This is a genomic window from Vitreoscilla massiliensis, assembly GCF_001457815.1.
Classification (GTDB): Bacteria; Pseudomonadota; Gammaproteobacteria; order Burkholderiales; family Neisseriaceae; genus Vitreoscilla; species Vitreoscilla massiliensis.
The window spans coordinates 481,360-494,854 of sequence record NZ_LN898219.1 but is presented as its reverse complement, the minus strand read 5'-3'; the positions used below and the strand labels follow the sequence as shown (position 1 = coordinate 494,854).

Sequence of the window (13,495 nt, the reverse complement as noted above, 5' to 3'; positions counted from 1 at the left end):
CAGGCCGCATCAATTAACCATGGCAAAGCAATGTAGCTGTACTTCTCAGCTCGCCCGTTTATCAAACCACCGCCAAGTAACACACTGTTTAAAGCGCTTTAGCATGCCTATATAGACTGAAACACGGCCTGTAATTAGGTTTACAGGCCGCATCAATTTGACCAGGCAACGTGCATGTAGATGATGCATAAACAGGTTGTTACATCCATCAACCCCATACTTACAAACTCAACACAGACCAATGTTTCAACTGTTCATAAAATTTGAGCCACAAAAAAGCGGCCTGTAACTCCGTACAGGCCGCTGATATCAGTGATAAACAGGCTTGATTAATCCGCAGACAACACCGTCACCACGGTTGCATCTGCGCCTTTGCTGCTGACTTTGACGCGGGTGGTGCCGCCTTGATAGCCCAATTCCATCAGCCATACTTTGTTTTTGTTTTCGTATTCCACTTGCACCAAGCCTTCTTCGTTGTTTTCAGGCATGGTGTCGGTGATTTTTTGCTCGGGGAATTGTTCGCGCACATACATGCCGCCGTCCACTTCTGCGCGCCATGCGTCATAGGCTTGGGCTTGGCTCATGCCGGCATAAGTGCAAGTGGTGGTGGATTCCATTTCACCGCTGGCCACTTCTTTGCAAACCGGCGCAGCGGCATGGCTGCTGTAACTGCACACCAATAAGGCGCTGCTCAACAATAAGGTACAAAACAATTGGGGTTTCATGTGCATGTGTGTCTTCTTCAAGGTAAATACATTTCAGCCGCTATTGTAAGCACATTTGCTGCAGATGCCTGCAGTTAAGCGCATGATAGGCCGCATTTTGGCTAAAGCGCGACACTGCCGCCACTCTAAGCTGAGCAATACACAGATTTACATGGCTGAAGACGCACAGAATTGAGCCATGAAACAAGCGCATAGCCGTCTTGTCCTTGCCACATGGGCATTTGCGGCCGTTTGCGTCTGTATGCTCGCGCTCAATTGCCCTACAATGCCGCGATTATTAATGCAAAGTGAATAGAATGTGGGCTTGGGCACAGCAGTGGCAAACGTGGGTCATTGCTTTGTTATTGCTGATGCTGCTTTGGAGTGCGTGGCTGACATGGCAGCAATTGCAACAATTGTGGCGTTTGCTGTGGCAACCGTTTCATGTGGGCAAAGTCTACAAGGCCAAAGTGGTTGAGGTCTGCGATGGCAATCGCTTGCGCTGTCGCCGCCGTTTTCGGCGCGCGGCGGTGGTGATGCAATTGGCGTATTCGCATGCGCCCAATCAGCGCCAAGCGCACGGTAAGGCCGCCAAACTGGCCTTGCACAAAGCCAGTGTTGGCCAAACCTTGCAGCTGTGGATCGTTGGCGAAGACGAATACAGCCTGCACATCGAAGCCTATGTGCGCGGCCACAGCTTGTGCGAACGCCTCATCAGCAAAGGCCATGCGCGCGCGGCCACCACGTATGCGCGCGACCAAGAAGAGCGCCGCTATTTGCTCAATTTGCAACAAGCGGCGCAGCAAAAAAAGCTGGGCATGTGGAAAGAGACAAGCAGCGCTGCGACCAAAAATTCGGCCACCAGCAAGCGCCAAACTGCCAGCAAAACCCCTACGCGCAAAACCAGCACAGCTAAAAAATCCAGCGCCAAAGATCAATCCAATCTCAGCCGAAAACCGCGTGCGCCCAGCTGCAAAACCAGCCTCAGTGCCAATACGTGTGCAAGCAAAGACAAGGCCCGTCTCAGCCCCAAACCACGCACAACGGCCAACAAAACTGCGGCTCGTAAAACCGACAAGCGACAGCTTAAAAAGCAGTAAACACAATGGCAGCATTCTGTATCAACAAAACTATCGGAGATTCAAGCGCAATAAAAAATGCGGCCTGTAAAACAATCGCCGCATTGTGTATCGTGTGTTCCGCCCGCATCACATATGCGTGTATTGTTCCCACAAAATCAACAGCGCAATTGCCATCATCATCACGCCCGAAACTTTGCCCACCACCCATGCCGCTTGTGGCCGTGCCGACAATACCGCTTGCGATGAAAAGCCGACACAGAAATACACCGCCGCACAACTGATGATGTGCACCAAGCCCAGCGCCAAGATTTGCGTGCTCATGCCCCAAGCGGCGGTTGGCGCGATGAATTGCGGCAATAAGGCCATGAACAGCAGCAATACTTTGGGATTGAGCCCGCTGATGCACAAGCCTTTCCAACACCAGCTGTGCCAATGGCTGTTGTCCACCGCGCTGCCCACGCTCGGCGCCGCCGGTTGACGAAACAACTGCCAGCCCATCCATGCCAAATACAGCGCGCCCAACACGGTTAACACCAACAAAGCCTGTGGATGCTCGGCCAAGACCAAACCCACGCCCGCCGCTACCACCAGCGTTGCCAACACATGACCACACAACAAGCCCGTCACCGAAGGCACCACCCGCTTGTGTATGCCGGCGCTGATGGCATACGACCAATCCGCCCCCGGACTCATGATGAATAACATAGACACGCCCCAAAAAGCGGCAATCACACCCCATTCCATAGTTTTCCTTTGTTGCCCTTAGCGGCTGTTAACTGTAGTGGCAATCTTAGCCAATACGCCTTAGAATGGGCTGCCAAAGATTTGTGCAAACTCCTACAAAATTGGAAAATTTTTCTACATGAATAAGCTGGATAAGAAAATTCTTGCGCATTTGCAAGCAGAAGGACGATTGTCTGTCACTGAACTGGCCGAACGCATAGGCTTGAGCGTGTCGCCTTGCCATCGCCGCGTCAAAACCTTGGAAGACACAGGCGTCATCCAAGGCTATAGGGCGCAATTGAATCCAGAATTGGTGGGTTTGAATTTTTCGGCCATCATTTTTGTAACCCTGAAAGACGGCAACCGCGACTCTTTGCAAGCGTTTGAAGCCGCCATCATCGACATCCCACAAATCGTGCAAGCGCAGCGTTTGTTTGGCACGCCCGATTATTTGTTGCAAATCGTCACCACCAATTTGGCCAGTTTTCAAAAACTCTACGATGACAAATTGGCCGCCATCCCGAGCATACAGCGCCTGACCTCGACCATTGTCATGAAAGACGTGGTCTCAGGACGCGCCTTGCCGATTTAAAACCAACACTCGGTGGCGCCAAGCATGAAAAAGCGGCCTGTAACGGTTTACAGGCCGCATGGGTTCACTGCCATCTTATTTTTGCTTCAATTGTGACCAGCCTTTGCCCACACCTTGATTGACCACGCCCACGGGCATGGTCACCAAATCAGCGGCCAAGGTAAACGGTGTGGCAAACGCATTGTTCAATACTTGCAGCACATCCAAGGTGGTGGTGGTTTCATAACTGCCGAGCAAAATCTGATAATCGCCAGCGATGGCCGTGGTGTGGGCGATGTTGTCCGCTTGCGTGTTGTTGGCATACGGCGTGACAAACACGCGTATGCTGCTGGTGAACACGGTTTGCTCGGCTTGTGGACTCATTTTGTAATACGGCAATTCCTTCCACGCCGCCAATTGCGCCGTGTCGCTATTGGGGATGGTGTATTGCAACTGCAGCTTGCCCACAAATTGCGCCTCGCCTGCGCTGCTCAATTGCGGGCTTAAGCCCAATTTAATCGCCTTGTCTTGCGACGTGACCAATTGCAAAGCGTGTGGATTGTGCACCAAGCGCAAGATTTGGCTGATTTCACGATTGCCATCGGTAATCACATACACATGGCTTTGCCCCAACAACACATATTGCTCAGTCTGCCCGCGCTCTTGAATCTTGCCAACACTGAGCAAACGGTCTGCTTGCACGGTTTTGAATGCATACGCATAGTCTTTGGAGGAATTGCCCTCCCACATCATGGTGGTACACGCGTTCGCCCCCAATAAGCACGGCAACACGCACCAAACCTGCCATTTTTGCCACATAAATACCTCTTTCCCCTGTATCAAGACCCATCTGTTGCAGCACAGTGCTGTCATACATTTGATGCGGCCTGTAAATGTTTAACACCTGCTTGGCACCGCTTGGCGGCTAAATTTTGCCAATTAACATGCCAGACTTGATGGCAAACCACAAAATGGTCACATCGTCGATGTGGTTGAGCGAACGCTGAGTGATGTCTTCGATTTTCTTGATGCGGTAAATCAGCGACTGCTTGTGCACATGTAAGTGCTCCGATGCGGTTTTCCACGATTTATTCGCTTCCAAAAACACCTTCAGGCTCAGCACCAATTTGCTGTGGTTGTGCACATCGTAGCGTTCCAATTCGCCCAACACCGTGTCGAAGACTTGTTTGGCGATGTCCAAATTGGCCGGCAACCAAAACGGAATATTGGAACAGGCATCGTAGGCCACCAAGGCCTCGTTGGCATTGCAAAACTCCAAGGCCAATTGTGATTCGTGTATCGCTTCTGGCAAGCGGTACACCGTGCCGATGGCGGCGCTGTAACCGATGGCATGGCCTAACAGCGCTTGTACCTCCGCCAAATCGGCCACATCGCTGCACAAACCCAAGACCCGATTGGGCTGTTTTTTAAACAAGACGCGGATGCCTTTGCGGCACAGCCATTCGTTCCACAGATTCAATAAGGCGCGGTCGCTCTTGAAGCTAAACACATGTGCGTGTTTCAAATCGTAACGAAATGGCTGCAAACGCTCCAAGGTGTGCGCTTCAGGCATGCGTTGCTGTATCAATTCTTCAAACAACTCTGCCCCCAAGCGCAACACGTTTTCGTATTCAAACCGCGTGCGCTCCAATTCTATGCCCACCACCGCCGCCACATGGTTCAGCAAAATATAGTCTGTCCAGTGTGAATTTTTCACCACGATGCTGGCGGCGTTTTGAGTCGGCAAAGGCAAACGCAGCCACTCTTCGGCATCTGCCATAAAGCGTTGCAAAGTCGATAACGGGTGTTTTTCCATGCTGCTGGAAGCCACACAGGCCTGATGTACCGCTTCTGGCAATGCAGGCAAGCCAACAGACCATGGCTGCCATGTGTGTGGGTCGACCAAATACAGTGGTGATTGTATGTCTTGTTGCAATTTGTCGATTAAGCGCTCCAAATCCATGCCTTGTATGCTCAAGCGCGCGGTTTCATACACTTGGGTAATGGCGGTGCGCCTCACATGTTCTTGGTGCTCTTTGTCTTCAATAATGACTTTGGTGATGGCCGAAAACGGCACCTCATACGCCATCAACAACACATTGAACTGCAAGCGCTCGGCCTCGGCCAACAAGGCGGAAATGTCGGCTGGTGCTTGCATGTCATTGCCGATGAGCATGCCTGCCAATTGTGCCTGCGCCAATCTTTGCACATAGGTGATTTGTTCCTCGGCTTGCACAGGGATGCCTATGCCAGTGGTCATCAGCAAATCGCCCGCTCCTAGCCATTCTGTCGGGTCGTTCAATTCGCACACATGTGCCCAATGCACGGCCAAGTCGGCCTGTAAGTGTTGGGTCACGGCCTGAGTCTTCAGTACCGGATTGCCAATGATGTCTTTGATGCACAAACCCATTTACGCAGTTCTCCCGACAATTAACCATACGATGGTATGAAATACTATATGAAATTCTTAATTGCGGCTAATTGTTTGGCGGATGGGTGCTTGCGAAAATGGCACCTTCACACTCATTGAGATGCCACTGCCATGAAACTCGCCCCATCCAGCCCATTGAAACGCAGCCATTGGATGCAACAAACCACTTACCAAACCGATGCGGTGCAAACATTAACGCAAGCGACCACTGCCGACATCGCCATCTTGGGTGGCGGTTTTGTCGGCTTGTGGACAGCCATCACCATCAAAGAGCAACAACCCGATGCCGATGTGGTCATCATCGAACAAGACATTTGTGGTGGTGGGGCTTCAGGCCGCAATGGCGGTTTTGTGATGTCATGGTGGCCCAAAATCAGCTCATTGCAATCGTTTTGCAGCCAAGAACAAGCCTTGTTTTTGGCGCACAGCGCCGAAAGAGCGATTGGCGAATTGGGCGAATTCTGTGCCCAACACCGCATTGATGCCCATTTCCTGCAAAAAGGCTGGTTGTGGACAGCCACCAGCGCGGCCCATGTCAATTCTTGGGCCTCAACCATAGCGGCCTGTAAACAATTGGGCGTGAGTCCGTTTGAAGAATTATCGGCGCAAGAAGTGGCCAGACGCACAGGCTCAAATGTGCACTTGGCCGGCGTGTTTGAAGCCAGCAATGCCACGGTACAACCGGCTTTGTTGGTGCGCGGCATGCGCCAAGTGGCCTTGTCTTTGGGTGTGCGCATCTACGAACACACCGCCGCTACCGCCATACACCCAGGCAAACCTGTCACCATCACCACCGAACAAGGACAGCTCAGCTGCCAACAATTGGTCTTGGCCAGCAATGCGTGGGCGGTGTGCATTCCCCAATTGCGCTCTTTAATCGTACCGGTCAACAGCTCCATCGCCGTGACCGAAGCCATGCCGCAACAATTGGCACAACAAGGCTGGAGCGGTGGTGAATCCATTACCGATTCGCAATTGTTGGTGAACTATTACCGCACCACCCATGATGGCCGCATCGCTTTTGGCAAAGGCACGGGCGCCATCATGTACGGCGAACGCATCGGCGAGGTGTTCAGCGAGCACGCCGCCAGCATCAAACTCACCGAAGAACAGTGCCGACTCACCTACCCGCAACTGGGTCAAATCCAATTCAGCGACGCTTGGTCTGGCCCCATAGACCGCACTTACGACAGCTTGCCGGTGTTTGGCCAATTGCACGGCCAAGACAACATCCATTTCGGCATAGGCTGGAGTGGCAATGGCGTCGGTCCCAGCCGCATCGGTGGCCGCATCTTGGCGAGCTTGGCCTTGGGACAAAAAAACCAATGGAGCGAATGCGCACTGGTCAATCGCCAAGTGCGCCATTTCCCAGCCGAACCCATCCGCTATTGGGGCGGCACCTTGGTGCGCAATGCGGTAATGCGCAAAGAAGCGCAGGAAATGGCCGGCAAAACCCCAAGCTGGAAAGACGTGATGTTGGCCAAATTCGCCCCCGCCGGTTTAGAAGACAAATCGGTATAAACAGCCACAGCCACAACCATATCTAGCACCAGAGCAATATAAAGAAACGAGAAACACATGAACCTGTCCTTACACGACCCCAGTCTGCTCAAAACCCAGTGTTACATCAATGGTGCTTGGGTAGGCGACAAACGCATTGACGCCATTACCGTCAACAATCCCGCCACTTTGGCTCCCCTCGCTACCGTGCCGCAATTGGGGCAGGCCGAAGCGAATGCCGCCGTGGCAGCAGCGCAAGCGGCCCTGAGCTCATGGCAAGCCATCAGCGCCAAAGAGCGCAGCCGCATCTTGCGCCTATGGTATGACTTAATCATGGCCAATATCGACGATTTGGCGACGATATTGACCGCCGAACAAGGCAAACCGTGGGCAGAGGCCAAAGGCGAGATTGCTTACGGCGCCGCTTACATTGAGTGGTATGCCGAAGAATGCAAACGCATCAATGGCGACCTCATCCCTGCGCTCAGCGGCGACCAACGCATCTTGGTGACCAAGCAAGCCATAGGCGTGTGCGCCGCCATCACGCCGTGGAATTTCCCCAACGCCATGATCACGCGCAAGGCCGCACCAGCTTTGGCCGCGGGCTGTACTTTTGTGGTCAAGCCGGCAGCGCAAACACCGTTATCGGCCTTGGCCTTGGCCGAGCTGGCACAGCGCGCCGGCATTCCTGCCGGTGTGTTCAATGTTATTACCGGCAATGATGAAGAAATCGGTCGCGTCTTGACCGAACACGACAGCGTTAAAAAATTCAGTTTCACCGGCTCTACCCGTGTCGGCAAATTGCTGATGGCGCAATGCGCCAGCACAGTCAAAAAAGTGTCGTTAGAGCTCGGTGGCAATGCGCCATTCATCGTCTTTAACAGCGCCGACTTGGATGCGGCAGTGGCAGGCGCGATGGTATCGAAATTTCGCAATGCCGGCCAAACCTGTGTCTGCGCCAACCGCATCTATGTGCAGCGCGAGGTTTACGGCGCTTTCATCGACAAACTGGCCACCGCCATGGACGGTTTGCGCTGCGGCAATGGCATGGATGCAGACGTGAATTTTGGTCCCGTCATTGATGCACGTGCGGTCGCCAAAATTCAGCAACACATAGACAATGCCCTCGCCCACGGCGCGACTTTGGTCAAAGGCGGCCACTTGGTCAAACCCGATACGCTGTTTTTCCAACCGACGCTGCTACAAGACGTGAACGCCACGATGTTGGTGGCCAAAGAAGAAACCTTTGGACCGTTGGCACCGATTTTTGTGTTCGACAGTGAAGAAGAAGTGCTGGCCTTGGCCAACGATACCGAATTTGGCTTGGCCGCCTACGTGTACAGCCAAGACTTGGGCACTGTGTTTCGGGTCAGTCAGGCCTTGGAATACGGCATGGTCGCCGTCAATTCTGGCGTGCTGTCCAATGAAGCTGCGCCTTTTGGCGGCGTCAAACAATCGGGTTTGGGACGCGAAGGTTCCAAATACGGCATCGAAGACTATTTGGAAATCAAATACGTGTTATTGGCCGGCCTGTAAACACCACCATCACAACAATAATGAATAATAACAGCAGTAATTTTGAAGCAAAGAGAGAGTCTTTATGTCTGGCAGTTCTAATTTACAAAATGGTTTGAAGCCGCGTCACTTGTCGATGATTTCCATCGCCGGTGTCATCGGTGCCGCCTTATTCATCGGTTCGGGCAATGCCATCGCATCGGCTGGCCCCGCAGTCATCTTGGCCTATGCCTTAGGCGGCTTATTGGTCATCTTGGTGATGCGCATGTTGGGTGAAATGGCCGTGGCCCACCCCGATACCGGTTCTTTTTCCACTTATGCCGACCGTGCCATCGGCCGCTGGGCTGGCTTTACCATCGGTTGGTTGTATTGGTATTTTTGGGCCATGCTCATGGGCTGGGAAGCCTATGTGGCGGGCATGATTTTGCACAACTGGTTCCCGTTTATGCCCATTTGGGGCTATATGTTGGTGGTGACGGGTGCCTTGGTTGGCGTGAACCTGATGAATGTAAAAAACTATGGCGAATTTGAATTTTGGTTTGCCATGGTCAAAGTCATCGCCATCATCATTTTCTTGGTCATAGGCAGCTTGGCCATTCTGCATTTATGGCCATGGGGCGACCCTGAAGCACGCGGCATCAAGCATTTGACCAGTCAAGGCTTTATGCCCAATGGTTTTTCATCGGTACTCATAGCCTTGCTTGGTGTGATGTTCTCGATCATAGGTGCGGAAGTGGTCACCGTGGCCGCCGCAGAATCAGAAAACCCAAGCAAGCAAATCATCAAATCCACCCGTTCGGTCACTTGGCGCATTATCTTGTTTTACGTCGGTTCGCTGTTCATCGCCGTGTGTTTGATTCCTTATAACGACCCCTTGCTCAAAGACCCCACCCACGGCACTTACAGCGTGACCTTGAGCGCCTTGGGCATCCCTGAAGCACGCACCATTGTGAACTTTGTGGTCTTAACCTCAGTGTGCAGCTGTTTCAATTCGGCCTTGTACACCTGCTCACGCATGTTGTTTTCGCTGTCCAAACGCGGCGATGCCCACCGCGTGATGGGCTTAACCGGTAAAAAGACCGGCAGTCCATGGGTAGGTGTGTTGGTGTCCAGCGTGTTTGCCTTATTGGCCACCTACCTTACCGCCACCGCCAAAATGAATGTCTACGATGTGTTGATGCAAGCCACCGGCACGGTCGCTTTGTTTGTCTACCTCACCATAGCCTTCTCACAATTGAACATGCGCAAGAAATTGGACAAAAGCGGCCAAGCCATCGCCTTCAAAATGTGGTTATTCCCATGGCTTACCTACTTGGTCATCGTCTTCATCATCGGCGCCTTAATCACCATGGTGTTTGAAGGCACGTACAAAACCGAAGTGGTGTACACCAGCTTATTGGCGCTGAGCATCGTCGTCATGGTTTTGCTGGCACAGAAATTCAATATCGGCCAAAAGCCCAGCAGCAAACTCGACAGCAAAAGCCCATATTCACCACATTGATACCACCAACAAGGAGATCACATGACCACACCGATAGTGACCATCAAACAAGCCAGTCACAGCGCCATCGTCGACTTAAAACCGGCCGCGCTGTTGGTCAACGACAGCCTACCCTTACAAGGCGTGGCACAAGACCAAACCACTTACGCCGGCGGCCCCGAAATCGGCGTGTGGGAAAGCACACCCGGCCATTTTGCCCGCAATGTCGCCGCGCAAGAGTTTTGCCACATCATTGCTGGCGAATGCACCTTCACCCCCACCGATGGCGAAGCCATACACTTAAGCGCCGGCGACGCGGTATTTTTCCCCGCCGCCACCCAAGGCATCTGGCATGTCACCAAAACCTTGCGCAAGACGTATGTGATTTTTAAAGCCTAAGCCTTGCTAGTAACACACACTGTAGCGGCTTACCCCACCGATACTAGTGTGTTTGCAGCAAGAACATGTTAAAGCGGCCTGTAAATGTTTACAGGCCGCTTATTCGTATTCATGTTCTTATACCGACATCAACTGTTATAGATGCATATCTCATATAATTCAGTGTCCTCATTTTACGGTAATGGCTATGGCACAAACTGATGACTTAAATTGGCAGCGTGATGACTTATCAAACATCACGGAGCCTTTTGAACATGACTTGCTCAATCGCAAACCCTTGGCTGAACATTTAACGCGCTATATCGACCGCTTAAAAGTCGGTGCCGTCTTGGCCTTAGATGCGCGCTGGGGCGAAGGCAAAACGTGGTTTGTGATGCATTGGCAGAAGCATTTGGAGCAAACCACTGCCCCGCATAAAGTCATTTACATCAATGCTTTTGCCCAAGACCACATTGATGATCCATTTTTGTTAATCGCGGCTGAACTACGTGCAGTCATTGCCCATGATGTACCTGCACAGAAAAAATTTACCCAAAAAATCATGGCTGTCGGTAAAGTTCTCGCCCCTACCGCTTATAAAGCAGCCGTGAGTACGAGTGTAAAATGGATTACGGGCATTAATGATGGCAGTGACAAACTGGAAAAGCTACAAGAGCAGTTGATTGATGCCACATCAGAACAAGTGGGTTTGTGGGTAGAAAATCAAATCAAAGAGCATGAAAATAACAAAAATGCCATTACCGAGTTTAAAGCCACTCTGAAAGAAGTGGCTCAAGTTCAAAATAAGCCTATTGTAATCATAGTAGATGAGTTAGACCGCTGTAATCCCCTATTCTCAGTGCGCCTCATTGAACGGATTAAGCACTTTTTTGATATTCCAAATATTGTATTTGTCTTGGTGACCGATAAAAAACAACTGCAATCAACTATTTGCCACCAATTTGGATATAACACAGAAACAGGAAAAAGATATCTGGAGAAATTCATTGATGTCACCATCGAATTATCTCCCGATTTGATTTCAAAAGATGTTTATCTGCATTTTGTCACTGAGACGTTAAAAGCCATGAATTTCTCACAAGATGCTATTACTGCTTTAAAAATAGACATTGTTGTTTATGCATTGGCTATGAAACTGTCTATACGTGAAATCAAAAGCAAATTGCATCGTTTTATTTTATATTATTTTGATAAAAACACAGAAAAATGGAGCCTGTCCTGAATTTTGTGTAAGTACCTGTTCAATATATCCTGTAAAGGAACACTGAAAAGGTATTTATTATGGACGAAGCTAAAATCAAAGCCATGGCGATGGAGTTGGCCAAGGATTTCAAAACACCTGAAGACCTAAATCAACTCTCAGCCATGTTTAAAAAGCTAATGATTGAGACAGCGCTCAATACCGAATTAACAGAGCATTTGGGCTATGAAAAGCATCAGCCCAAAAAATCCAATAACCACCGCAACAGTACCAGTCCCAAAGTAGTGCTCACTCCTGACGGCTTGTTAAACCTGGAAATTCCTCGTGATCGAGAAGGTTTGTTTGAACCTCAAATCATTAAAAAGCACCAAACCCGCATCACCCAAATGGACGAGCAAGTGTTGTCGCTGTACGCCAAAGGTATGACCAATCGTGAAATCGTCGCCTTCTTCAAAGAAATGTACGATGCGGATGTTTCGGCTACCTTAATCAGCAAAGTCACAGATGCGGTGATTGAGCAGGTGGTTGAGTGGCAGAATCGGCCCTTAGACAGCTTGTACCCAGTTGTGTATCTCGACTGTATTGTGGTTAAAGTACGGCAACACAATACCATCATTAACAAATCGGTCTACTTGGCTTTGGGCATCAATTTAGACGGCCACAAAGAGCTATTAGGGATGTGGATTGCCCAAACCGAAGGGGCTAAATTCTGGCTATCGGTGATGACAGAGTTGAAAAACCGTGGCGTGCAAGATATCTTGATTGCCTGTGTGGATGGTCTGAAAGGCTTTCCAGAGGCGATTGCCAGTGTTTACCCGCATACCGATATTCAATTGTGCATCGTGCATATGGTTCGCAACAGCTTGCGCTTTGTGAGCTGGAAAGATTATAAAGCGATTACAACAGGTTTGAAGGCGATTTACCAAGCGCCAACAGAGGAGTTGGCATTGATGGCATTGGATGCCTTCTGTGAGGCTTGGGATGGGCAATACCCACGCATAGGTGAGTCTTGGCGCACCCATTGGCCCAATATTTGCACCATATTTGGCTATCCCTCAGACATACGACATGCCATTTATACCACCAATGCGATTGAGTCATTGAACAGCGTGATACGTCATGCAACGAAAAAACGAAAGATCTTCTCTTCGGACGATTCGGCTCGTAAGGTGATTTATTTGGCGGTGATGAATGCGTCGAAGAAATGGACGATGCCAATTCAAAATTGGAGGTTGGCAATGAATTGGTTTACGATACACTTTGATGACCGCTTACGCGGCCATCTGTAACGAAGGTAACTTACACAAAATAGCGTACAGGCTCGAAAAATGCCGTATTTTACTGTTTAAAATATTTTGCTCTGAATACCCTACTTTCAAAATTCCCCATGATATTGTGAAAATGCACCAAATTGCGCTATGCCGGTTGCTAGACCCAGTCATTCGCAGTGTGAATTCTGTTGGTTTGGAACTCCCTTCTGACAATCTCATCAATCCCGATAGCGCAAGCCTAAAAGCAGAAACTCTGGATGATTACTTACATCAGCCTCTTGAAGCAACAAACTTAATGACCACACATCAAAAAGAACTCGAGCATCTCAAATTTCATTTCAAGCACCAATTTCAACTGAATGATGAATCTTTCCAATGGACAACGCTTTGCCGAATGCTAAATATCATTGAGAAAGAAACTGAAAGCTCAAACCTCAGCTCTATTACAGATGTAATTCAAGCACTCGTCCCTTATTATCAAGATATCAATGATAACCATCACCTTTATGAAAAAATGAATTTAAGCTGGGAAAAGTATTTGGCGACTGGTCTTTATCAATAAAAAAGCGGCCTGTAAACATTTACAGGCCGCTTTATCTATCACTTAAGCTTTAAATC

13 protein-coding genes are annotated in these 13,495 nt (G+C 50.1%); 9 read left to right on the top strand and 4 right to left on the bottom strand.

Annotated features, from left to right (window positions below; translation table 11 throughout):
- Nucleotides 1-329: 329 nt before the first annotated feature.
- The gene (locus BN3003_RS08040; RefSeq protein ID WP_058356115.1) at nt 330-731 is read right to left on the bottom strand and encodes a hypothetical protein; all 402 of its coding nucleotides are present in this window, start codon (nt 729-731) and stop codon (nt 330-332) included.
- Nucleotides 732-1,021: 290 nt separating this feature from the next.
- Here BN3003_RS08040 and BN3003_RS08035 point away from each other — a divergent pair, with 290 nt between their 5' ends.
- On the top strand, nt 1,022-1,804 hold the full coding sequence (locus BN3003_RS08035) for a thermonuclease family protein (protein ID WP_058356114.1): 783 nt from the start codon (nt 1,022-1,024) through the stop codon (nt 1,802-1,804).
- Between the two features lie 108 nt (nt 1,805-1,912).
- Here the strand turns inward: BN3003_RS08035 and BN3003_RS08030 are convergent, their stop codons facing one another.
- A complete protein-coding gene (locus tag BN3003_RS08030; RefSeq protein WP_058356113.1) occupies nt 1,913-2,530 on the bottom strand; it encodes a LysE family translocator in 618 nt (205 codons plus the stop codon).
- Nucleotides 2,531-2,648: 118 nt separating this feature from the next.
- Here BN3003_RS08030 and BN3003_RS08025 point away from each other — a divergent pair, with 118 nt between their 5' ends.
- The gene (locus BN3003_RS08025; RefSeq protein WP_058356112.1) at nt 2,649-3,101 is read left to right on the top strand and encodes an Lrp/AsnC family transcriptional regulator; all 453 of its coding nucleotides are present in this window, start codon (nt 2,649-2,651) and stop codon (nt 3,099-3,101) included.
- 75 nt (nt 3,102-3,176) lie between these two features.
- Here BN3003_RS08025 and BN3003_RS08020 read toward each other — a convergent pair whose 3' ends face one another.
- A complete protein-coding gene (locus BN3003_RS08020; protein ID WP_058356111.1) occupies nt 3,177-3,899 on the bottom strand; it encodes a hypothetical protein in 723 nt (240 codons plus the stop codon).
- Between the two features lie 106 nt (nt 3,900-4,005).
- Nucleotides 4,006-5,490 (bottom strand): PucR family transcriptional regulator, encoded by a 1,485-nt coding sequence (locus BN3003_RS08015; protein ID WP_058356110.1) that lies wholly within the window; start codon nt 5,488-5,490, stop codon nt 4,006-4,008.
- 132 nt (nt 5,491-5,622) lie between these two features.
- On the opposite strand from BN3003_RS08015, the gene BN3003_RS08010 reads away from it, so the two are divergent.
- From BN3003_RS08010 to BN3003_RS07980, 7 genes are all read left to right on the top strand, one after another.
- Entirely contained in the window at nt 5,623-7,032 is a 1,410-nt protein-coding gene (locus BN3003_RS08010; RefSeq protein ID WP_058356109.1) for an NAD(P)/FAD-dependent oxidoreductase, read from the top strand.
- A gap of 57 nt (nt 7,033-7,089) precedes the next feature.
- Nucleotides 7,090-8,547: an NAD-dependent succinate-semialdehyde dehydrogenase gene (locus tag BN3003_RS08005; RefSeq protein WP_058356108.1), complete on the top strand. Its 1,458-nt coding sequence runs from the start codon at nt 7,090-7,092 to the stop codon at nt 8,545-8,547.
- 64 nt (nt 8,548-8,611) lie between these two features.
- Nucleotides 8,612-10,027 carry an amino acid permease gene (locus tag BN3003_RS08000; protein WP_058356107.1) on the top strand — a complete coding sequence of 472 codons (1,416 nt, stop codon included), beginning with the start codon at nt 8,612-8,614 and terminating at the stop codon, nt 10,025-10,027.
- 21 nt (nt 10,028-10,048) lie between these two features.
- Nucleotides 10,049-10,405, top strand: coding sequence for a cupin domain-containing protein (locus tag BN3003_RS07995; protein ID WP_082625604.1), 357 nt, complete (start codon nt 10,049-10,051; stop codon nt 10,403-10,405).
- A 187-nt stretch (nt 10,406-10,592) separates the two neighbouring features.
- On the top strand, nt 10,593-11,627 hold the full coding sequence (locus tag BN3003_RS07990; protein WP_058356106.1) for a KAP family P-loop NTPase fold protein: 1,035 nt from the start codon (nt 10,593-10,595) through the stop codon (nt 11,625-11,627).
- Between the two features lie 59 nt (nt 11,628-11,686).
- Nucleotides 11,687-12,895, top strand: coding sequence for an IS256 family transposase (locus BN3003_RS07985; protein WP_058356105.1), 1,209 nt, complete (start codon nt 11,687-11,689; stop codon nt 12,893-12,895).
- Nucleotides 12,870-13,439 carry a hypothetical protein gene (locus tag BN3003_RS07980; protein WP_058356104.1) on the top strand — a complete coding sequence of 190 codons (570 nt, stop codon included), beginning with the start codon at nt 12,870-12,872 and terminating at the stop codon, nt 13,437-13,439. The genes BN3003_RS07985 and BN3003_RS07980 overlap by 26 nt, the downstream gene beginning before the upstream one ends.
- Nucleotides 13,440-13,495: the final 56 nt, after the last annotated feature.

Coding starts and splice junctions, on each gene's coding strand:
- BN3003_RS07980 (WP_058356104.1), top strand. CDS start 12,870: ATGACCGCTTACGCGGCCATCTGTAACGAAGGTAACTTACACAAAATA.
- BN3003_RS08035 (WP_058356114.1), top strand. CDS start 1,022: ATGTGGGCTTGGGCACAGCAGTGGCAAACGTGGGTCATTGCTTTGTTA.
- BN3003_RS08040 (WP_058356115.1), bottom strand. CDS start 731: ATGCACATGAAACCCCAATTGTTTTGTACCTTATTGTTGAGCAGCGCC.
- BN3003_RS08015 (WP_058356110.1), bottom strand. CDS start 5,490: ATGGGTTTGTGCATCAAAGACATCATTGGCAATCCGGTACTGAAGACT.
- BN3003_RS08005 (WP_058356108.1), top strand. CDS start 7,090: ATGAACCTGTCCTTACACGACCCCAGTCTGCTCAAAACCCAGTGTTAC.
- BN3003_RS08000 (WP_058356107.1), top strand. CDS start 8,612: ATGTCTGGCAGTTCTAATTTACAAAATGGTTTGAAGCCGCGTCACTTG.
- BN3003_RS08025 (WP_058356112.1), top strand. CDS start 2,649: ATGAATAAGCTGGATAAGAAAATTCTTGCGCATTTGCAAGCAGAAGGA.
- BN3003_RS08020 (WP_058356111.1), bottom strand. CDS start 3,899: ATGTGGCAAAAATGGCAGGTTTGGTGCGTGTTGCCGTGCTTATTGGGG.
- BN3003_RS08010 (WP_058356109.1), top strand. CDS start 5,623: ATGAAACTCGCCCCATCCAGCCCATTGAAACGCAGCCATTGGATGCAA.
- BN3003_RS07985 (WP_058356105.1), top strand. CDS start 11,687: ATGGACGAAGCTAAAATCAAAGCCATGGCGATGGAGTTGGCCAAGGAT.
- BN3003_RS07990 (WP_058356106.1), top strand. CDS start 10,593: ATGGCACAAACTGATGACTTAAATTGGCAGCGTGATGACTTATCAAAC.
- BN3003_RS08030 (WP_058356113.1), bottom strand. CDS start 2,530: ATGGAATGGGGTGTGATTGCCGCTTTTTGGGGCGTGTCTATGTTATTC.
- BN3003_RS07995 (WP_082625604.1), top strand. CDS start 10,049: ATGACCACACCGATAGTGACCATCAAACAAGCCAGTCACAGCGCCATC.